The sequence below is a fragment of the Delftia sp. NA_296.1 genome, from assembly GCF_052692095.1.
Map to the genome: position 1 here is coordinate 325242 of NZ_JBQZGF010000001.1, position 19952 is coordinate 345193.

General features: G+C 67.8%; 17 protein-coding genes. 1 reads left to right on the forward strand and 16 read right to left on the reverse strand.

All coding sequences use genetic code 11. From position 1 onward, the window contains the following. Positions 1-2: 2 nt before the first annotated feature. Positions 3-1133, reverse strand: coding sequence for a 3-oxoacyl-ACP synthase (locus ACUTR7_RS01685; protein WP_099752680.1), 1131 nt, complete (start codon positions 1131-1133; stop codon positions 3-5). Next, a complete protein-coding gene (locus tag ACUTR7_RS01690; protein WP_445607949.1) occupies positions 1130-2413 on the reverse strand; it encodes a hypothetical protein in 1284 nt (427 codons plus the stop codon). The genes ACUTR7_RS01685 and ACUTR7_RS01690 overlap by 4 nt, the downstream gene beginning before the upstream one ends. Positions 2414-2487: 74 nt before the next feature. Here ACUTR7_RS01690 and ACUTR7_RS01695 point away from each other — a divergent pair, with 74 nt between their 5' ends. Next, complete coding sequence (locus ACUTR7_RS01695) at positions 2488-3474, forward strand: DUF2169 family type VI secretion system accessory protein (RefSeq protein WP_445607950.1); 987 nt, start codon at positions 2488-2490, stop codon at positions 3472-3474. A gap of 8 nt (positions 3475-3482) precedes the next feature. Here ACUTR7_RS01695 and ACUTR7_RS01700 read toward each other — a convergent pair whose 3' ends face one another. From ACUTR7_RS01700 to ACUTR7_RS01765, 14 genes are all read right to left on the reverse strand, one after another. Then, positions 3483-3932 carry a hypothetical protein gene (locus ACUTR7_RS01700; protein WP_183021397.1) on the reverse strand — a complete coding sequence of 150 codons (450 nt, stop codon included), beginning with the start codon at positions 3930-3932 and terminating at the stop codon, positions 3483-3485. Positions 3933-3942: 10 nt separating this feature from the next. Then, positions 3943-6237 (reverse strand): type VI secretion system Vgr family protein, encoded by a 2295-nt coding sequence (locus tag ACUTR7_RS01705; RefSeq protein ID WP_445607951.1) that lies wholly within the window; start codon positions 6235-6237, stop codon positions 3943-3945. Between the two features lie 45 nt (positions 6238-6282). After that, positions 6283-7155, reverse strand: coding sequence for a hypothetical protein (locus tag ACUTR7_RS01710; protein WP_445607952.1), 873 nt, complete (start codon positions 7153-7155; stop codon positions 6283-6285). 65 nt (positions 7156-7220) lie between these two features. Beyond that, positions 7221-9512 (reverse strand): S41 family peptidase, encoded by a 2292-nt coding sequence (locus ACUTR7_RS01715; protein ID WP_445607953.1) that lies wholly within the window; start codon positions 9510-9512, stop codon positions 7221-7223. Continuing rightward, complete coding sequence (gene tssH / locus ACUTR7_RS01720) at positions 9509-12250, reverse strand: type VI secretion system ATPase TssH (protein ID WP_445607954.1); 2742 nt, start codon at positions 12248-12250, stop codon at positions 9509-9511. The genes ACUTR7_RS01715 and tssH overlap by 4 nt, the downstream gene beginning before the upstream one ends. A 51-nt stretch (positions 12251-12301) precedes the next feature. Beyond that, positions 12302-12556 carry a hypothetical protein gene (locus ACUTR7_RS01725; protein ID WP_445607955.1) on the reverse strand — a complete coding sequence of 85 codons (255 nt, stop codon included), beginning with the start codon at positions 12554-12556 and terminating at the stop codon, positions 12302-12304. A 313-nt stretch (positions 12557-12869) separates the two neighbouring features. Then, on the reverse strand, positions 12870-13124 hold the full coding sequence (locus tag ACUTR7_RS01730; protein WP_228676892.1) for a hypothetical protein: 255 nt from the start codon (positions 13122-13124) through the stop codon (positions 12870-12872). Between the two features lie 370 nt (positions 13125-13494). Beyond that, entirely contained in the window at positions 13495-14334 is an 840-nt protein-coding gene (locus tag ACUTR7_RS01735; RefSeq protein ID WP_445607956.1) for a hypothetical protein, read from the reverse strand. A 24-nt stretch (positions 14335-14358) separates the two neighbouring features. Further along, entirely contained in the window at positions 14359-15555 is a 1197-nt protein-coding gene (gene tssG, locus ACUTR7_RS01740) for a type VI secretion system baseplate subunit TssG (protein ID WP_445607957.1), read from the reverse strand. Further along, positions 15552-17426, reverse strand: a complete 1875-nt coding sequence (gene tssF, locus ACUTR7_RS01745) for a type VI secretion system baseplate subunit TssF (protein WP_012205684.1) — start codon at positions 17424-17426, stop codon at positions 15552-15554. The genes tssG and tssF overlap by 4 nt, the downstream gene beginning before the upstream one ends. A gap of 23 nt (positions 17427-17449) precedes the next feature. Beyond that, on the reverse strand, positions 17450-18004 hold the full coding sequence (tssE, locus tag ACUTR7_RS01750; protein WP_012205683.1) for a type VI secretion system baseplate subunit TssE: 555 nt from the start codon (positions 18002-18004) through the stop codon (positions 17450-17452). Between the two features lie 11 nt (positions 18005-18015). Next, positions 18016-18435 carry a DUF4087 domain-containing protein gene (locus ACUTR7_RS01755; protein WP_445607958.1) on the reverse strand — a complete coding sequence of 140 codons (420 nt, stop codon included), beginning with the start codon at positions 18433-18435 and terminating at the stop codon, positions 18016-18018. Between the two features lies 1 nt (position 18436). Further along, positions 18437-18961 carry a hypothetical protein gene (locus ACUTR7_RS01760; RefSeq protein WP_445607959.1) on the reverse strand — a complete coding sequence of 175 codons (525 nt, stop codon included), beginning with the start codon at positions 18959-18961 and terminating at the stop codon, positions 18437-18439. Between the two features lie 17 nt (positions 18962-18978). Then, positions 18979-19911: a hypothetical protein gene (locus tag ACUTR7_RS01765; protein WP_043823013.1), complete on the reverse strand. Its 933-nt coding sequence runs from the start codon at positions 19909-19911 to the stop codon at positions 18979-18981. Between the last annotated feature and the right edge of the window lie 41 nt (positions 19912-19952).

Here is a 19952-nt window from a genome sequence, read left to right on the forward strand (position 1 = left end):
ACTCAGGACTCTTGGGAAATGGAGGATTGGCGCCGCCCGGCTGCGGAAGATCTTCCTGCCGTGCGGGCATGGCGATTCCAGGTGGCGCTCCAGGCGGCCACGCGGGTGTTCAGCCCGGTGACCGTGAGCAGGCCTGCGTGGCCTGCCAGGGGCGACGGCATGACGGGGTGCGTCAGCCACTGGCGCATCTCATGGAACAGGCTGAGCATGAGAGGCGCCCAGGCCGCGCCCATTTGACCAAGCAGTGCTGCCGGGTCCTGGGCTTGCGGCAGGCCGCCCTGTGACGCCAGCGCCGCGGAGAGGCTGGCCAGCTCTGCGCCCCGCCATGCCGAGCCATCCATGTCGGACCAATAGGAGTGCAGGGCGTTGACCGGCATGTGCGCTGCCTTCAGCGCACCGTGGCTGGCCTCGATCAGTGCGCGGCCATCGGGCAGGGTGTCGCTGTCCAGGCGTGAGCGTGGCTCGTCTGCAAAGAATGGTGGATAGACCGTGACGAAATCTGCAGTGGCCGGCTTGCGGGACAACCGTACAAAGGCTGCGCCTTCCGAGGCAATGAAGCCTTCGCAGACGCCGTTGACCTTGGCCCAGCGACGCTGGTAGAGCACGTCCGCGATCTCCGTGTCCACGAAGCTGTCCACTCCGCCGATGATCACTTCGGGCACCGAGGGGTTGTCGTGCATGAAACGATAGGCCTGCGACAGCGCATCGGCGCCTGCCACTGCGCCGCCCGGGTAGACCTTGATGGGCAGGAACTCTGCGGCGAGGTCCAGTGCGCGGGGAAGCTCCAGTGCGAATCGGCCGGTGTCTATCCAGCCCGGCAGTTCAGGCAAGGAGTCGGGCAGTGCCACGAAGAGGGGGATGGGCCGCTGCAGCGGCCAGCCTGCGGCAGGCGCCGGCTGGCCGCGCAAGGCTTCGTGCAGGGCAGGGGCTGCGAGCCGGATCAGGCGTTCCGTTCCTTTGCAGGCTGCATCAATGGCTTGCACCCGGGATACGGTGGCACGGTGCTCGGCCTGGCCGGTGATGACCTGCCGGGTAAAGCTCGACTGGCGTGCAGTGAAGCCGCAGCCGGTCTGCCAGGCCCGGGTGCCGATGGGGGTGCATGCGCCAGTGGCCGCGATGACGAGAGGGTTCATGGTTGTGGCCTGCCGATGTTGAATGCCGCACGTTCGATCACGGAGGCCGTGCTGCAGGCCAGGGCCTGAACGACGGCCAGATCGTCGGCCTCGATCCACAGCGCTGCGCCCACGCGTGAGAGGTGTTCCAGATAGAGCAGTCGTCGCAAGGGCGCTCCCACCATGGCCGAGGACTCTTGCAGAACCACCTGTGTGCGAGGGCGGCCCAGACGCAGTGCAGGGCCTGAAACAGGAAGCGCGGCCAGGGCAGCATCCACGCAGGCGGCACGGCCGGATGCCTCATTACCCATGTCGAAGGCGATATCGGCAGGCTCTCCTGTAAGCAGGGCCGTGGCGTCAGCCAAGATGCGGCAGGCCTCTTCATCCTCCCAGGCCGTATGGGCAGCAAGCTGGCGAAGCAGAGGAATGTCTCCCACAAGCGAGGCCGCATATACCTGCAGGCCCCAGGGCATTTGGGGATGCCGGCCTTCCCGCAAGGCGCTTGCCAGCGCATGTCCATCCCTGGCGGCCAGCAGGGCCAAGGCCACGGTGGAATGCGGCATCCGGGCCAAAAGAGTGCGTGCCACAGGCGTTTCCTGCCGGCTGCCCATGAGCGCCAGCGCCAGCAAGGCGGCCTGCGCATCGCTGTCTTGTTGCGTGGCTGCGATGGCCTTGGCTTCATCGCCACGCCCGGTGCATCGCCAATCACACAGGGCCGCCACGCCGCCCGGCAGACTGGACGTCCATGCAGAGATGGCTTGTGCGAATTCGTCACTGACAGCTGGCCGGGAAATTGCGAGGCGCTGGAGCAACTGTGCCAATGGCGCGCTTTGCCTGTGCTTTTCCTGGGAGAGCAGCCAGGTGAAGTATTCGGCGACGGTGTTGTCAAAGCAAAACCGCATGGCGTTGAAGACCGCGTTCGGCTGGGCCTGGAGATGGGCTCCCAGCGTTCGCTCCAGCCCATCGTGGACGTGCTTGCGTTGCAGGTGCAGGGCTTGCAGGCAGGCCAGCGCGAAGATGCGGGAGGGCTCATCCAGGATTTCAGCGCCAGCTGTTTCGATGGCCTGCTGGCAGGCTTGGTCCAGCTCGGGTGCGTGCATCAGGTGTTGCTTCAGGCCACTCAGCGCCTGCACGATGCTGTCGTCGAACACGGCAAATGCGTCGGGGCGCGACGCGGGGCGCTGCAGCAACTGGGAGCGGCGCCAGTACTGCGTTACCAGCGTGCGTGCCAAGCGGGGCGCCTGCCCGTCCATGACGGGGATGTCGATGGCCCGGGGAATGGGGAGTTCAATAACGGTCATGATGAAAAGAGGCTGGTCGCTACGTCGCAGCGGCATTGCATCAGGGACAATGCCGCCCAGGAGGAACCCAAGCGATGCTGGACAATCTGACGCCGTTTGCTGCGGAAATACTGCCGGGACACAGCGCCGACGGCGGCCTGTGCTCCACCGTGGTGATCAAGGCCACGCTGGATTTCGCGGGCCGCGCAGTGGCACAGGGCAAGGCGGTGCCTGTGTTTCGCGGTGATGAGTCCTTTGATGGGAGCGGGCACGTGGTGCGCCACGAGGCCGATATCGCCCCGCTGAAATCCCGCGTGGATGTTCTGTTCAATGGCCATGCCCATGCACCTGGCGGCAAGGCTGTGGCACGTTTCGACGCGGGTCTGGCCATTGGCGGCGAAAACCGCGTCATCCGCGTCTTTGGCAAGCGCGTTTGGCGCCGCAAGATGGGGCTGGTGCCTGTGGTGCAGGAGCTGGAGCCTGCGCTCAAGGTTCCCCTGACCTACAACCTCGCCTTTGGCGGTGCGGATGCCGAAAACCCCGAAATATTTCACGGCCCCAATCCGGTGGGGGCGGGCTTCAGTGCAGGCCTTCCCCAGGACGGAGCGCCGATGCATCAGCTCGAATGGGCCGATGACCCGCTCCGATCGCCAGCCGACCGGATTTCGCCAGCCGGCTTTGGCTGCATAGGACGCAGCTGGTTGCCGCGTCGTGCCTTGTGGGGCAGCTATGCGGCTCGGGAGCTTGAACAGTCGCCGGGCCTTCTCTCGCGCATGCCGGCCTCTTTTGATCCGGCTGCATGGAACTGCGCCCATCCGCGCATGCAATTCAGGCGGGACCAGGTACGGGCGGGAACGAGGGTTGCCTGGGTCCACCTGAGCGCCGAGGGCGAGGGGGAGACCATCATTCCTGCTATCCGTCCGCAGCTCGGTTGGGTGATGCGTGGTGAGCGCGGCGCTGCAAGTCCCGAATTCGATACGCTGATCATTGAACCCGAGCATGGGCATCTGGTGCTCATATGGCGGCACACGCTTGCAGGGCATGTCCTGCGTGGTCTGGAAAGCGTTCAGGTCCATCTCTGATCCAGCCTTCAGTTGATGCGGACTTCGGCCGCATCCAGATCCAGCAGGTCCCGCGCGTCCTGCTCAATCGTCAGTGCGACCAGACGGACAAGGCCCTGGGCTGTCAGCTTCAGCGTGGCTTGCCCGCAACTGAGCGTGATGCAGTCCTGCGACTGCAGGCGGATGGCACGCTGCCCCCACGGCGCTGCAGGAGAAGGCGAGAGAACGGCTGTAATGGTGGCCTGCCCGGTGGGCAGGACTGCGAGCAGGACCTCGTCTCCGGGAACCAGTTCCGGAAGCAGAACGCCAGCGGGAGCCTGAAGCGAAACCACGGGGTCTTGCGCAAGGGCCACCAGATACAGGTCTTGTTCCTGAGCTTCGATGACTCGTCCAGCCAGGAGCTGTACGTTCGACACGGCGTGCTGCAGGCTGCCGTCATCGGACGGTTCGACAGGAATGCGTGCTTGTGGGATTGCCATGGGATTTCCTTCAAGCGGGGTTGATATGGCTGTCCGGAGACGACACGGTCACCTTGGAGCTGCCGCTGATGGAGATCGTCTGTCCGTTGACCTGCACGGTGCCGTCGCTGGTCATGCGCAACACGGCCTTGCCGCACTTGATCTCGATGGCGTCGCCCACGGTGATGGCCATTTCCTTGCCCACCGTGATCGTCTGCACCTCGCCAACGGTGGTGGCGGAGTTCTTGCCGACCGTCGCCGTATGGTTGTCGGCCGTGTCGTCGGTGCGGTTCTTGCCCACGCTGGTGGACTGGTTCTGACCCACTGAAACACTGCGGTTCATGAGCACCGTCGTGCTCTGGCTCAGCCCCACATTCACCACCATGGCCGCGCCCACATTGACGTTGTAGGCGGCGCCGATGTTCACCATCTTGGCCAGGCCCACGTTCTGCATGTAGGCCAGTCCGATGGTCTCTGTCTTGAAGCTGCCCACCTTGATCGACCAGTTGTTGCCGATCTTGTCCTTCTCGTTGCGGCCTATGGTCTTGCTGCGGTTCTTGCCGATGGAGATGTTCTCGTCGATGCCGACGTCTTCGTTGCGGTTGTCGCCGATGCTGATCTTCTCGTTGTGGTCCACGCGCTCCGTGCGGTTGTTGTGCACGGTGATGGTCTCGTCGCGGTCCACGGTCTCGGTGCGGTCGCGGTGGATGACGTTGGTCTCGTCACGGTCCACGGTCTTGCGCCGGTCGTTGCCCACCCATTTGTCCTCGTCGTTCTCGACCTCGGTGAGCTGGTCCTTTTGCGCATGCAGCCACAGCTGTTCGGCGCCCGCCTTGTCCTCGAAGCGGATGGCGTTGGCGTCGCCCTGGCCGTTCTTCATGCCCGCGCCCGGTGCGCCGCCCTTGCTGGATCTGGTCTTGATGCCCGATTGCGTGGCGTTGGCCGGCAGCGCCCAGGGCGGCATGTTGGAGGCGTTGTAGACGCAGCCCATGACGATGGGGTAGTCCGGGTCGCCGTTGAGGAAGTCCACGATGACTTCCATGCCGATGCGCGGGATGTGCACCGCGCCAAAGCCCGGCCCGGCCCAGCTGGTGGCCACGCGCATCCAGCAGCTGGAGTTCTCGTTCATGCCGCCGATGCGGTCCCAGTGGAACTGCACCTTGACGCGGCCGTACTGGTCGCACCAGATCTCTTCGCCTGCGGGGCCCACGACGACGGCGGTCTGCGGGCCCGTGGTGCGCGGTTTGGCGGTGATGCGTTCGGGCTTGAAGGGCAGGCTGGTGGGCTGGGCCTGGAGCACGAATTTCTGTGTCGAGCCCTCGCCGCTGCCGCCGTCGCTGACGCGCGGGTTTTCTTCGAAGGCGTAGTTCACGGCCGTGACCAGGTAGGCCTGGTTCTGGTCGCCGCGCGGGTAGTTGTCCAGCGTGAAGGTGTAGCCCGGCGCCATGGCGCGGTGGTTGGAGCTGCCCTGCACCGTGCTCTGGCGCGTGAGGCTTTGCTGCAGGCGCACGCGGATGTAGTCCTCGCCGTCGCCGGTTTCGGTGTAGCCGCCCGGCCATTCGTAGATCTCGTAGGCGTCGTGCGCATGGCCGGGCGGGTTGCGCCGCATGTTGGACAGCTCGGCGCGGGGCTTCTTGAAGTCGTAGTCGTCGTTGTAGTGCCGGCCGGGCTTGACGCGCTGGTGCAGCTCCCAGGCGTGTATGCATTCCTCGCGCGCCACGGCGGCCTTGCCGGGCGGGTGGAAGGGGATGACGGCGCCGCCCTGCAGCGGGTCGTGCGAGGCGACGATGTCGTCGCCCAATGTCAGCACATGCTGGCCCGCGCTGTGCTGGTGGTAGTAGCAGATGCCCTCGTGCTCCATGAGGCGCGAGACGAACTGGAAGTCCGTCTCGTTGTACTGCACGCAGTACTCCCAGGTGCGGTAGGAGCGCGTCAGGCGCTGCTGCATGGGGTGGCCGTAGATGCCCAGGACTTCGTTGATGATGTCCGGCACGGTCTTGTTCTGGAAGATGCGGAAGTCGCTGCGGCGCGTGGCCAGCCACAGCCAGGGCGACAGGCGCGCGCGGTACAGGAAGTTGCGGTGCTCGTCCTGGCCGCGCATGCCAAAGGCCGTGACCAGGCCATCGATGTAGCGTTTGCCGCCGTCCTGGGTCTCCACCACCACGGTGGCGCCCTTGCCCAGCAGGGCCTTGGGATCGATGCTGTCGCTTTCGCTGAGCAGGTCGATCTCCAGGGCGAACAGATGGCTGATTTCCTCGCGACCCTGCAGCCGGCGCAGCTGCAGCTGGTCTGCCAGGGGGGTGTTGATGGTGACTCTGCGTGTCATGGTGTCGGATCTCGCGGTGCTTGGGGTGGAAGAGGGGTCGGGGCTTCAGGCCTGGATGGCGGGGCCTGCGTGCGCCGGTCGATGAAGGGCTTGCATGGGGTGGCTTGAAGGTCCTCTGCTGCTAGCGGGCTGCGTACACCAGCCCAGGACGGGCGCCGTCGGCGTCATCCTGGGCGTCATCCATGACAGGGTCGCTGTCGAAGGGCTGGCCCAGCGCAATGAACTGGTAGTTGCCGCGCCGGTCGGTGAAAACCGCCAGGCCGCCAGGCCGCCCGGCATGCCGCGCTGCCCGGGCAAGGCATAGATCAACAGCACATTGCCTGCCGACCATGCCTGGGCGCTGGTCCAGGCCAGCGCATCCGCTGCCGTCCAGGCCTGGGCCTGCGCGGCCATGGCGGCGGCCGTGTCCTTGTCCTGGGGCAGCACGGCCAGGGTTCCGTCAGCGGCGCGGGCCAGGCGGGGCAATGCATCGAAGCTGCCCAGATTGCGCGCTTGCTGCAGCGTCCAGCCCGGCAGGGCGAAGGTCAGCAGCTGGTAGGGCTTGCGGCCGTCCGCATCGGGGTCCAGCCGGCTGCTGGCAATGATGTTCACCAATCCGTCACTGCTGCCCTGCGCATCCTGCGTGACGACAGGGCGGGCAAGGCAGCCGCCAGGTCGAACTCCTGGCCGTGGTAGCGCGGCAATGGCCGCAGGCTTGCCGCTGCGTTCTGACAGTTGAAAACTGCCTGTCTTAGCCTGGTTCTTCAGATCGAGTCGATCCACCCGGCCATTGCAGTACACGGCATACAGATAGCGGTACTGGCTGCGGTCGGTGGGATCGGCGGGATCGAGTGCCTTGGCCGCAACTGGCGTAGCGAGGGCAACCCGCATCTGGTCGGTGCTGGACGAGCAGCCCGCTGCCAGCGCGCTGGCAGCCATGACTGCACAAGTCACGAAACGGGCGGGGTTCAGGTGCGGTGGCATGGCGGCAAGGGCTTGTGGGTCTAGCGCGATGCCTGCGCGGTGCGGCTGCGATCTAGATGGAGTACGGCGGCGTCCAGCAGCGGGTCGCCACCGGCCTGGACGGAGGCGGTGAAGGCCGCGTCCACGGGCACGCGCAGGCGCGGGGTCACGCCTTGGGCCTGTGCAGCGGGGTTGTTGCCGCCAGCGGGGCCGGTTTCTGCGAGCAGGGGGACTTGCACGATGAAGCCGGCTGGCAGGTGCACGCGCGTGGCGGGGCCGGTGGCGCCGGCCGTGGCGCTGGTGGCGACGATGTCGGCACGCTGGCTGTGCTGCAGCCAGGCAGCGAACAGTTCGCAGGGGCCGGCGCAGCCGGGGCTGGTGAGCACGGCGACGGGGGCCGTGAAGGGCGTGCCCGAGGCGGCCAGCGGCAGCTGGGCCGGCAGGCCCAGGCCGCCGCGGCTGCGCCAGACGCGGGCGGCGGGATCGAACAGGCGCTGGGCGGCGTCCTGCATGCGCAGCGGCTTGTCGCGCGTGTAGAGCGAGGCCAGCATGTGGGGCACCAGCTGGTAGGCGTCGTCGCCCCGGTTGGCGCGCAGGTCGATGACCAGGCCCGTGACCCTGGCCTGGGTGGCTGCGGCCAGGGCGCCCTCCCAGCGGTTGAGCTGGCCGGTGGCGCCGTCGGCAAAGCTGTCGAGGGCGATGTAGGCCAGGTTGCCGCCCTGGGCGCTGCGCAGCAGGAAGGAGGCGAGGGCGGGCTCGGCCGCAGGCAGGGCCGTAGTGGCGGCGGGGGCGGCGTCCAGGCGCAGGGTCTGTTCCTGGTTGCTGGATGCGCTGCTGGATGTGCTGTTGGGTGTGCCGGCTGCGGTGCGCAGGCTCAGCGTGGCGGGCGTGCCCAGGTCCAGCGCCAGCAGGTCGGCGCGGCGGGCGTCGGCACCGGCGCGCAGCGAGGCGGGGGCAATGCGGTCCAGGTAGCGTGCCGGGCTTTCCCCTTCGATGGCGAGGATGTCGCTGCCGGGCTGCAGGCCCGCCTTGGCGGCGGCTGAGCCTGGCGCCACGCTGGTGATGGCGATGCGGCCGTCCTCGCGCAGCCAGGTGCGCGGCATGGGCAGGTTGACGCTGCCGCGTGCCAGCAGCTGCGGGGACAGGCCCCGGTCTGTGCGGGCAGGCCAGGCCTGCCCGCCGGGCAGCAGAACGCGGTATTGGCCATCGCCCAGGCGCTGGCCCATTTCTGCCAGGGCCTGGGCCTGTGCGGCGCTGTCGCCGCGCTCGGCGGCGGTCTGCAGGCGCTGGCCGTAGTCGGCACGCAGCTTGCCGGCATCAAAGCCGCTGGCAGCGGCCAGCGGGTGGCGCTCGGCAATGAGGCCGATGAGGGCCTGGGCCGCATCGCCTGCGCCCAGGCGGGACAGGTCGATGTCCTGCGCGGGCTGGACGGCATGGAAGGCCAGGGCGATTTCCCGGGCGCGGTCGAAGCGCAGGCCCTGAGGCTCCAGCGTGACCACGGTGTAGCCGCGCGGCAGGGTGACCATGGGGTCGTCGGCGGTGAACAGGCGCCCGTCGGCGCCAAAGCCGGAAGGGAAGCGCTGCGTGGCATCGCTGGCCCAGACCAGCAGCTTGCCGCCCGTGGGCTCCAGGATGTCGCCGCTTTGGCGCGGCCATTCGGTGCGCACCGAGCTGGCGCGCAGCATGGCGTGCTGCTCTATGGCGTCCAAGCTGCGCCGCCCCGCGCGCTGGGGCACGTCGGCGTGGACGGACAGGGCGAAGATGCGCACGCCCCGGCCACCGGGGCGCGCGCGGCCGGTGGACAGGTCATAGGTCGTGCCTTCGGGGTCGCTGGGCAGTTCGATGGCCACGCCGGTGCTGTCGCCGCGCGGCAGGGCCAGCCATTGCGACTTGGCCGGCGCCACATGGGCGGCCTGGCGCTGCACGAGGTAGGGGCCCTGGTCCATGAGCGCGACCACGGCCTGGCCGCGCCGGGCGCTGTCCGTCCAGGCGTCGCCCAGCACGGCCATGACGCGGCGTGGGCCGCCCTGGTCGTCCTGCACGGGGGCGGCGCCGGAGGGCGGCGACTGTGCCGCCTCGGGCTGGGCTTGGTTGCGGTCCCACCAGGCACGGGCCTCGCTGGCGGCACCGGTGGCCGCGTTGGTGGCCGTGCTGGCTGCGCTGCGGCCGGCCTCCAGCGCCTGCTGGCCGGCCGTGGCGGCGCCCGAGGCCCGCTGCACGGTGTCGGCAGCCTGTCCGATGGCGCCCAGGTCCAGCGCCTGTGCGGCCGGGGCGGCCAGCAGCGCGGCGGCAATCACTGCCGTGGTGGCGCGTGGAAGACGGCGCCCGCTCATGCGGGCTCCGCAGCGCGGGTGCGCACGTCCAGCGTGAAGTCGTCGCCGCTGGCGCCGGCGTGCAGGCTTTGCAGTTCCTGGCCTTCCACGGTGGCCTGCAGGAAGTGGGTGGCCATGCGCGGCAGCAGGTTCTGGGTGAGGATGCCATCCACCATGCGCGCACCGGACTCGACCTCGCTGCAGCGGCGGCGCACCAGGTCCACGGCGGCTTCGTCGAAGCTGAACTGCGCGCCGTGGCGTTCCTCGATGCGCCGCTGTATGCGCAGCATCTGCAACCGGATGATCTGCTCCAGCATGGCGTCGGAGATGGGGTAGTAGGGCACCACCGTCAGGCGGCCCAGCAGCGCGGCCGGGAAGGTCTGCAGCAGCGGCTGGCGCACGGCCTGGGCCAGGCCTTCCGGCGTGGGCGCCAGGTCCGGGTCGCGGCACATGTTGGCAATCAGGTCCGAGCCCACGTTGGAGGTCAGGATGATGACGGTGTTCTTGAAGTCGATGTAGCGGCCCTCGCCGTCCTCCATCCAGCCCTTGTCGAAGACCTGGAAGAACATTTCATGCACGTCGGAGTGGGCCTTTTCGATTTCGTCGAGCAGGACCACGCTGTAGGGGCGGCGGCGCACGGCCTCGGTGAGCACGCCGCCTTCGCCGTAGCCCACGTAGCCCGGTGGCGCGCCCTTGAGGGTGGAGACGGTGTGCGCCTCCTGGAACTCGCTCATGTTGATGGTGATGAGGTTTTGCTCGCCGCCATACAGGGCTTCGGCCAGGGACAGCGCCGTCTCGGTCTTGCCCACGCCCGAGGGACCGGCGAGCAGGAACACGCCGATGGGCTTGCCCGGGTCGTCCAGCCGCGCGCGCGAGGTCTGGATGCGGCGCGTGATGGCCTCCAGGCCATGGCGCTGGCCGATGACGCGCTTCTCCAGCGTGTCTGCCAGCGAGAGCACGGACTGCACCTCGTCACGCACCATGCGGCCCACGGGAATGCCGGTCCATTCGGCCACGACGGCGGCGACCACGCCGGCATCGACCACGGGCTGCAGCAGCGGGGCATCGCCCTGCAGCTCGGCGAGCTGGCGGCGCAGCGCTTCCAGCGAGGCCACGCTGGGGGGCTCGGCAGGTTCGGTTGCGGCGGCTTCGGCGGCCGTTTCCGGTGCCGCAGTGGACGGGTCTGCGGCGGCGCCGGTGGAGAAGACGGGCGGCTTCAGGCCCATGAGGGCGGCCTCGGTTTCCAGGATGCGGCGGGCCAGCGCGCTTTCCTGGCCAAAGCGCTCGGCCAGCGTGGCCTGGCGGTCGCGCAGGCTGGCCAGGTCGGTTTCCAGCGCCTGCAGGCGCTCGGCCGTGGGCAGGCCGAGGGCGGCCTCGCGCAGCAGCACTTCCTGCTCCACGCCCAGGGCCTCGATGCGGCGCTGCACGGCTTCCAGCTGGGCGGGCGTGGCATGCAGGGCCATGGCCACGCGCGAGCAGGCCGTGTCCAGCAGGCTGACGGCCTTGTCGGGCAGCTGGCGCGAGGGAATGTAGCGGTGCGACAGGCTGACGGCCGCGGCCACCGCGTCGGCCGCAATGCGCACCTGGTGGTGGTTTTCCAGCTTGGCGGCCACGCCGCGCAGCATGTCCACGGCGCGGGGCTCGTCGGGCTCGTGCACCTGAACGAGCTGGAAGCGGCGTGTCAGGGCCGGGTCTTTTTCGATGTATTTCTTGTACTCGGCCCAGGTGGTGGCGCCGATGGTGCGCAGCGTGCCGCGCGCCAGGGCGGGCTTGAGCAGGTTGGCGGCATCGCCCGTACCGGCCTGGCCGCCCGCGCCCACCAGGGTGTGGACTTCGTCAATGAAGAGCACGATGGGCGTGGTGCTGGACTGCACGGCGTCCAGCAGGCCGCGCAGGCGGTTCTCGAACTCGCCCTTCATGCTGGCGCCGGCCTGCAGCAGGCCCACGTCCAGCACGCGCAGCTCCACGCCCTGCAGCGGCGGCGGCACATCGCCCTGGGCGATGCGCAGGGCCAGGCCTTCGACCACGGCGGTCTTGCCCACGCCGGCCTCGCCCACCAGGATGGGGTTGTTCTGGCGGCGGCGCAGCAGGATGTCCACCATCTGGCGCACTTCGTCATCGCGGCCCGTGACCGGGTCCAGTTCGCCCGCCTTGGCGCGGGCGGTCAGGTCCACCGTGTACTGCTGCAGCGCACCGCCCTGGCCGGGCGCCGCGCCCGTGGCCTGGCTGGCTTCGCCCGGCGTGCCTTCCAGCCCGCTGCCATCGGCCGCGCGCATGCGTGCCTCGGGCGAGTCGGGCAGCAGGCGGGCGAAGGCGTCGCTGAGCGCGGGCTCGGAGATCTTGTCGAATTCGCGCGAGATGGAGCGCAGCTCATTGGCCAGCGAGCGCGTGCGCACCATGCCCGACAGCAGATAGGCGCTGCGGATCTGGCTGTCGTTGAACATGAGCGTGGCATAGACCCAGCCGCGCTCGATGGCGGTCTCTATGTGCTCGGAGAAGTCGCTGATCGAGGTGGCGCCGCGCGGCAGCTGGTCCAGGCGGCGCAGCACATCGGCGGCCAGGCGGTCGGAGGCGATGTCGAAGTGGCGCAGGATGCGGATCAGGTCGCAATCGTTTTCCTGCAGCAGCTGGTGCAGCCAGTGCACCAGCTCCACATAGGGATTGCCGCGCAGCTTGCAGAACACGGTGGCGCCTTCCAGCGACTTGAACAGCAGCGGGTTGAGCTTTCCGAAGAGGGATTGGCGGCTGATTTCTGTCATGGGTCTTGGGTGCTTAAAAAGAAGGGATAAATGGGCGGTCGGAATTGCCGGCTAGCGGCGGGGGCGGACTTCGACCTTGCGGCCCTTGGCCTGGCACTGCGCCAGCAGCCGGTCCACCCAGGCGCGTTCGACGAGGAAGCTGCTGCCAGTGATTTCCTGCGCCGTTTCACGGACGTCGGTGGCGAGGTGGATGGTCTTGGCTTCAGACAAGGCATCGCCATCCCATTGCGCTTCATCCGGCGATGGTTTGGCGGTGAAGCGGCGCTGCCCCAGATTGGCGATCTGGCCACCTTCGAGCCAGAGCATCCAGACCGACGATCGCGCAGGGACTGCGCTGCGGTTGTGCTGTTGCACGAAGCAAAAGCGCTGGAGGGCTGCAGGCTTTCCGTGGCCAGTCGATGCCTGGCGGCTCTTCAAATGGATACGCAGGGCGGCTGGAGAAGGGACCAGGGATTGCGCCGGACGCGAGAAATCGGAGGCCCGCCCGCTTTCAGGCGCTGCCAGCAAAGGCAGGGCCGATCCCGCCAGGGTGGCCAGCAGACACCTTGCGAGCAGGCGACGGCCTTGCCTGACACGGCATGGCCCGGGAAAGCGGTTGCGTCCGATATGCGGCATGTGGCTATCGGGCAGGAGCCACTTTGATGGTGCGGCCCTTGGCCTTGCACTGCGCCAGCAGTCTGTTCACCCAGGCGCGTTCGACGAGGAAGCTGCTGCCGTAGATTTCCTCTGCCGTTTCACGGACGTCTGTGGCGAGGTGGATGGACTTGCTTCGTGCCAAGCCCTGGCCGTCTTCTTCGGCCTCTTGCGCCGTCGCGTGGACCTGGGCCGGCAGCCGACCCAGATTGAGAATCTCGCCGCCGTCTTGCCAGATCATCCAGACGAAGGGTCCTGGATCTTCAGGTGGCGTGGAGCGCTGCTGGACAAAGCAAAAGTGCTGGGGCCTCCCCGCCATGGATGTGCCTGCACGCCTTTCCTTGAGCTGAAGGTAGGCGCGCAGCACGGTGGGCGAGGGGATGCTTGCCTTGCTGGGGCGCGAAAAGTCGGCGGGAACGGGATCTCGGGGTGCTGCTGGTGTTGGCGTAGCGGTGGGGTTGTCTGCCGTTTCAGATGTATGGGCAGGCGCGGAGACAGACAGAGCCAGCGTGGCCACTAGACATGCAGTCCATCGTATGCGGCAGGCGGGTAGCCAGGAACTCTTGGGTTGTGGCATGGGCATGGTGTCGGGAGTTGGTGGGACAGGGTCTTCAGTCCTGCTTGCGCAGTCGGGCATGCGTGTAGAAGGTGTTGCCCATGAGCGTGGCGTGCACCTTGAAATCCGGACCGGGCGAACCACTGCCTTCCGATCGCCAGGCATACAGGCCGGTGCTTGTGGGATCCGCAGCGAGCGGTTCGGAGGCAACAGTGATGGCCGCTTGTACAAACTGCTGGTACGCCGTCCGCTTGCCATGCAGGCCGTTGTTGGCGATCTGCAGGTAGTCCGTGAGGTTTTCCTGCATGTTTTGGTTCAGCGTGGGATAGGTCGGAAAGCCATGGAACTGCACCATGCCTCGGTCGTTGGCCTTGATGATGTCGGCGATGGTGGTTGCACCGCGGGCCATGAACTCCTCGGGCTTGCCGCTCTTGAGCCGGTTCTCGATGACGCGGCGCATCCAGCGCATGGACGTCAGGACGTCGGAAGCTTTCCATGCGACGTTTCGGGGGGCGCCGTCTGGCGAGAAGTTCTCGGCCAGCAGCAGGCGTACCAGCATCCCCTCCGTCGTCTTCTCCGCAGGCAGCGAAATGCTCTTCTCCACCTGCACGGTGATGGCTGCGGGCATGACGCTGAGCCCGGTTCCCTGCACCGCCACGATGCTGAGCTTGGTGAGCCCGGGCTGCTGCGCCACGAAGTCGAATTGCCAGCTGTCGGCGCGGGCGTTGTGTACGGGGGGCTGGGCCGCAAGAATGCTGGGCGCATCGATCCTGGCGCCCAGCTTGTAGGTCTTGGCGACGGCCTCGATCTTGACGCGCAGGCGGTTGCCTTCGACCAGCGTCAGCGTGGAAGGGACCGGTGCGTTGTGCAGGAACTTGATCTGTACGGTGGGCATGTGTGCGAGCAGGGAAGTGGTGATTCAGTGGTTCGGTGATTCAGTGGCTCGAGGACTGGGGCCGGGGCCGGGGCGCCGGCCCCGCACGGGCTGGCGGCGCTGGCGCAGCCAGGCTTCGGGGTCCAGGCGGAAGTCGCGCGCGTCCTGGGCGGGCTCGGCGTGGGTGAGCCAGGTGGTCCAGCCCAGCTGGGTGCTGCTGCCCAGCCGGGCGGCAGGCACTTCCTGGCGGCGCAGCACCAGCACGTAGTCCCAGGCGAATTCGATGCCCAGGTAGTTGCGCACCCAGTCCACCAGGGTCTGGAACAGTGCGGCCTGGGGCAGCAGCTGCCGGTATTGCTCCAGGCCCAGCGGGCCGAGCACCAGGCGGAACTTGCTTTGCGCATCGGGCACGCGCGAGCCCACGACGGCGTCCACGCCCAGGCGCGAGTTGCAGGGGCGGCCCTGCAGCCGGGTCTGCTGCTCGGGCTCCAGCTCCAGGTGGTGCAGGCAGTTTTCTTCCAGCTTCACGGGAATCTGGAGGTAGTGCGACAGGGCCTGGCACAGTCCTTCGGGGTTGCGCGTCCAGCGGGTCAGATGGCCGGCCATGAAGCGCTTGGCGTGGTCGGGCACGTCGTCGCGCGCGCGCTGGCTGGGCAGGCCGGCGCCTATGAAACTGTCTATGTAGCGGCCAAAGGGGTCTTCGCCCGGGCGGTCCAGCGATGCGGTGGGCTGTGCGTCCGACCAGGCGCGGAACAGCAGCAGCAGCATGCGGTGGTGAAAGATGTCGGAAAAGCGTGCCAGCGTGGCGTCGTCATGCTGGCGCAGGCGCTCGCGCACGTATTCGGTAATGTGCGTGGGCAGCGGGCCGTTGGGGCCGTAGAGGCCGAAGTTCCAGACCGTCATGCGCTCGGGCTCGCCGGCGCGCGAGGGCAGGATTTCGGCAATGGTGGCGGGGGCGAAGGCCAGCGACGGGTCCTGGCCCAGGCGCAGCGGCTCGTCCTTGGGGCGCGTGGCCTGGCCCAGGCGCGGCAGCGCGGGATGGCGTGCCTGCAGGTAGCGCAGGCTGTGCATCAGGTCGAACTGGTAGGGCTTGGCGCTCAGGCGCTGCCAAAACAGGCGCGCCCGGGCGTCTTCGGGCCCGGTGGCCTGCACGGGCGCACGCGCGGGCGCTGGTACTGGAGCCGGAGCCGCAGACTGGAGGTGTTCCGGTTCGGGCAGGGGGGCGTGGGCAGCATTGCTCATATGCCAGGCCTTTGTCCGGGGCGCGGAGTCCAGCGCGCGACGGGGCCGCGCTGGCGCGAGTGCAACTGCAGCTCGGTGAAGCTGTTGACGCCCACATGGCGGGCGAAGAATCGCTCCAGCACATTGGACAGGGGCCAGGGGCTGACGCCGGCCATGGCTGGCTCGTCCACGCTCAGGTGTACGCCCACGCCGCGGCCGTAGACCAGTTGGCGGTGCTGGGGCAGGCGGCGCGTGATGGGTTCGATGCGCATGCCCTGGATGGCGGCGATCTGCCCGGCCAGCTGGTGGTTGCCCAGGTCCAGGTAAAGGCGCAGCAGCTCCTGCAGCGTGGCCGCGCCTTCCTCGTCGGACAGATCGGTCATGGCCAGGTAGTTCAGGCTCAGGTGGGAGATCAATCGCCAGGTCAGGCCTCCGTCGGCCACGGCGGGGATGGGCGCGCTGGGGCCGGCGATGGCGCGGGCCCATTCCACGGGCGCCGATTCCTGCAGCGCAAAGTCGCCGCCCGGCTGGTTGACGCGCATGAGCAGTGGCAGGTCGCGGTTGGTGCACAGGGTGTGCATGGACAGCTGCTTGAGGTCGTCGGAGAACGGGGCCTCGCGCTGGTCCACCAGGGAGATGAAGACTTCCGAGCCCAGGTACTGCGTGCGCGGGCCGCTGCGCAGGCTGCGCTCGGAAAACAGCCGGGGCTCGCGCCGCGTGGTGAAGTAGGCCTGCTCGGTGGAGTGCAGGCCGTGCGTGGATGCGTACAGCGGCGCGAATTCGCGGTCCTGGGTCTTGCCTTCGTGGTGGCCGGTGACGGCCTGCACGCCGTAGACCTCGAAGTCCAGCGGCCGCGTGCGGTCGGGAATGACGTGGTACTCGTGCACGTTGGAGGCCACATGCAGGCGGTCCGCCGTGTACTCGAACAGGTTGATGGCCGGAATGCAGTGCATCAGCAGCTTGGCCGCGTCGATCTGCGGCTCCAGCGTGGGCGCGGCGCGGCGCAGCAGCACGGTGATGCCCACGCCGTCATGGGCAATGCGGCGCATGCTGCGCGACAGGCCGTTGATCGAGAAAAACCGCTGCCGCGCGGGAAACGCAAAGTACTCGTGCAGCAGACGGTGGCCCTGGAAGGCGCGGTGCGAATAGGGAATCAGCGCCTGCTCGCTGTCATGGCCTTCGGCGCGCAGTGCATCGGGCTGCAGCACGTCCCAGACCTGGCGCGGGTCCTGCGGGTGGTGGACAACGATGGCCAGCGTCTGCGTGTGGATGAGTTCCTGCAGGTGGGAGGCGACGACATCGCCCGCATGGATGTAGACCCACAGCTGGTCCATCGCCAGCTGCATGCACTGCGAGGCGTCCAGCGTGGCCAGCTGCAGGCGCAGGTGGCCGCCGGCCTCGCCCAGCTGGGGCACCAGGGCATGGGGCAGGTCCAGCGCCGGGCCGCCCAGGCGCGCCTGGCGTATCTCCAGCGGCCACAGCGTCAGCGGCCCGCCGGTGCGGAATTCGCAGATGGTCTGCTCTTCCTGTGACTTGTGGGTGCGCAGCACGCTGCCAGAGGGCAGGGTGAAGCCGTCCACGAGGTTGCCTTCCTTGGCGCTGGGCTTGAGCTGGACCACCACCATGGATGGCGTGGGCGCCAGGTAGTGGGGGCAGACCATCTCCATCATGCGCTGGGACAGGCGCGGAAACTCCGCATCCATCTTCAGCTGGATGCGCGCGCTCAGAAAGCTGAAGCCTTCCAGCAGGCGCTCCACGTAGGGGTCGGCCACATCGGTGTCGTGCAGGGAAAGGCGGCCCGCCACCTTGGGGAAGGCGGCGGCGAACTCGGCGCCCAGCTCGCGCAGATAGGCCAGTTCGCGGTTGTAGTACTCGACGAGGCGGGGATTCATGGTGTGGGTGGCGGCGTCCGGGCTCAGGCCCTGAGGTTTTGCAGCGAGACCTGGCCGGTCTCCAGGTCCAGGCTGGTCTTGAGCAGCAGCTCCAGCGGATAGGGCATGGACCAGAACTGGCAGCGGATCTCGAACTGCAGCGTGTTGTGGTGGTTGAGCTGCTCGGTGGAGGCCAGCAGCGTCACCGCCAGCGTCTTGGGCAGGATGCGCGGCTCGAAGGCCAGGATGCTTTCGCGGATGCTGCGCTCCACATGGCTCCAGTCCAGCTCGGACAGCAGCTGGCCGGCCAGCGGCGGCATGCCGTAGTTGATGACCGAACGCTGCACATGCTCCAGCCCCTCCATCTCCACGTGGTCCCAGGCATCGCGCGCATTGAGCAGCCAGCCCAGATCGCGCAGCAGGGCCTCGCGCAGGCGGGATTCGTTCACGAAGACCGCATCGGGCCGCTCGGTGCGCAGATGGGGCTCATGGTCGGTCAGCCGGTCCAGCAGGGCGGGCTGCAGCCGGTCCTTGGCTGCGGTCGCCTGGTTCTGGCGCGTGCGCAGCGTGGGCATGGGGTTGAGGGGACTGGGGCGCATGGCTTGTTTCTTCAGGAACCGGCCGGCCGGGCAGCCGCCAGGGGGTTCACGGGCTCCTTCGCCTTCAACGCCGGGTCTTGGCGGCAGGCGGAAAGAGGGCGCGAACGGGCAGAGAAGATCTGAACGATCTGCTCCTTGTCATCGGTGGACACCTTCATGCAGGCGCAGCCATAGCCGTGGCTGCCATGGCCGGTACGCACCCAGTCACGGTCTGCAAAGCGGGGCCAGTCGCCCTGGGCCTGGTGGCCGCCCTGCACGCCAACGGTCCAGTCGGTATCGCGATCGGTCAGCGAGGCATTGGCGGGCGTGGGATTGTCGAACCAGCCGCAGCGCAGGGTGCCGGGCGTGGCGGCAACGGCAGCCCAGGGGCTCAGACATGCCATCGCAAGGACGAATGCCGCGATCAGGCCTGGCTGCTGGAGCTGCGGCATTTCAATGCGCATCGCGGCCCCCTTCGGAAGCGGTTGCCGCGCCGGCCAGCAGCGCCTGCTCATTGACCCATTCCCGGCTTTTGCCGCGCACGCACCATGCGGGGTTGCTGACCCAGTCGGTGAAGTACATGCTGGGATGGCCTTGAAGGATGTTGCAGCGCTCGTATCCCATCCGGGGCATGGCGTAGTGCTGCAGTGGCGCAACCACCAGAAAGGACACGGCAATGGAAAGCACATTGATGGCGAGGACGCCCATCAGTGCGTACTCCACCTTCTTGAGCACGGTCTTGCTGCAGGGGATGGCATTGGCGATGACCGCTGCAACCATCACCAGCGGGAAGGCGAGCGCTGTGATGGCCAGTGGCGACAGCGGCGTGATCCTGACGGCGGGCGCGCGATCGAGCAGGTCCCGGATGTCGGGCGCAATCTCCACCAGCACCAGGTACGCATTGGCCGCGAGCAGGGCCATGCCAAGGGGGATGGCCCAGATGGCGTTCCTGCGGTTCTGGCGGACGCGGTCTTGCATGGAGTATTCGGTCCCTGTCACTTCTGGCGGTTGATGCTGCACAAGAGGCCGGTACTGCCGGGGCCGGGCGCGCAGGCGATGTCGCCGTCGGGCTGCTGACCGTTGTCCTGGTTCAGCTTCTTCCATTCGGGCGACTGGGTGTTGACGCGATACAGGCCCTGGGGCGTGTCATCGGTCAGGGATTTCAGGGCGGAAATCACCTTTTGCTTGATCTGCCATTTCTGGTCGGCTGCATTCAGCGCCATGCCTGTGACCAGCACGGCCACGGCCATGGCGGCCAGCGGGAGCACGGCCACGGCGGTGGCGCCAGCCACGGCAGCGCCTATGCCAAGGCCCACCATGGTGGCCAGGCCGGCCTTGACGGCCTCCACGCCAATGCCGCCGACCAGGTCGTGCATGGTCTTTTCGTCGTTGAACATGAAGTCCAGCGACTCGATGAGGCTGGAGACCACCACGCCCAGGATGAAGCCGCCCCTGGCCACGTTCTGCAGCCCGCGCATGCCCAGGCCCATCTGCACCATGCGCGGGTTGGAGGCCAGGTAGCGCGTGCCGCGCAGCAGGTGGCCGCGCAAGCCCGCATGGCCCCTGATGATGATGTAGGTGCCGCTGGACGTGGTCTTGACGTAGGAGCCCACGCCGGCCATGCCCAGGGCCTGCAGGGTTCTGGCGATCATGTAGGCATCCATGGAGCCCAGGGCCGCAGGCGCGACCCAGGGCTCGCCCACGTTGGGGCTCATCACCTTGGTCCAGTACTCGCCCAGCGGCGTCTGCGCCAGGATGGCGTGCAGCCGGGAGGCGAGCCGCGGGTCGATGCGTGCCTTGTCCGCGAGGATGCCCAGGTACTCCAGGGGCGTGAGCACCAGGACATCCAGCTGGCGCCGTTCCATCTCATCGGCGATGGACTTGGCGTAGTTGACTTGGAAGAGGGTGAAGGCAATCGATGCGGACATTGTGGGCAGGTGTCTGGTCTTGCGAGTGGTTAAAAAGGGGC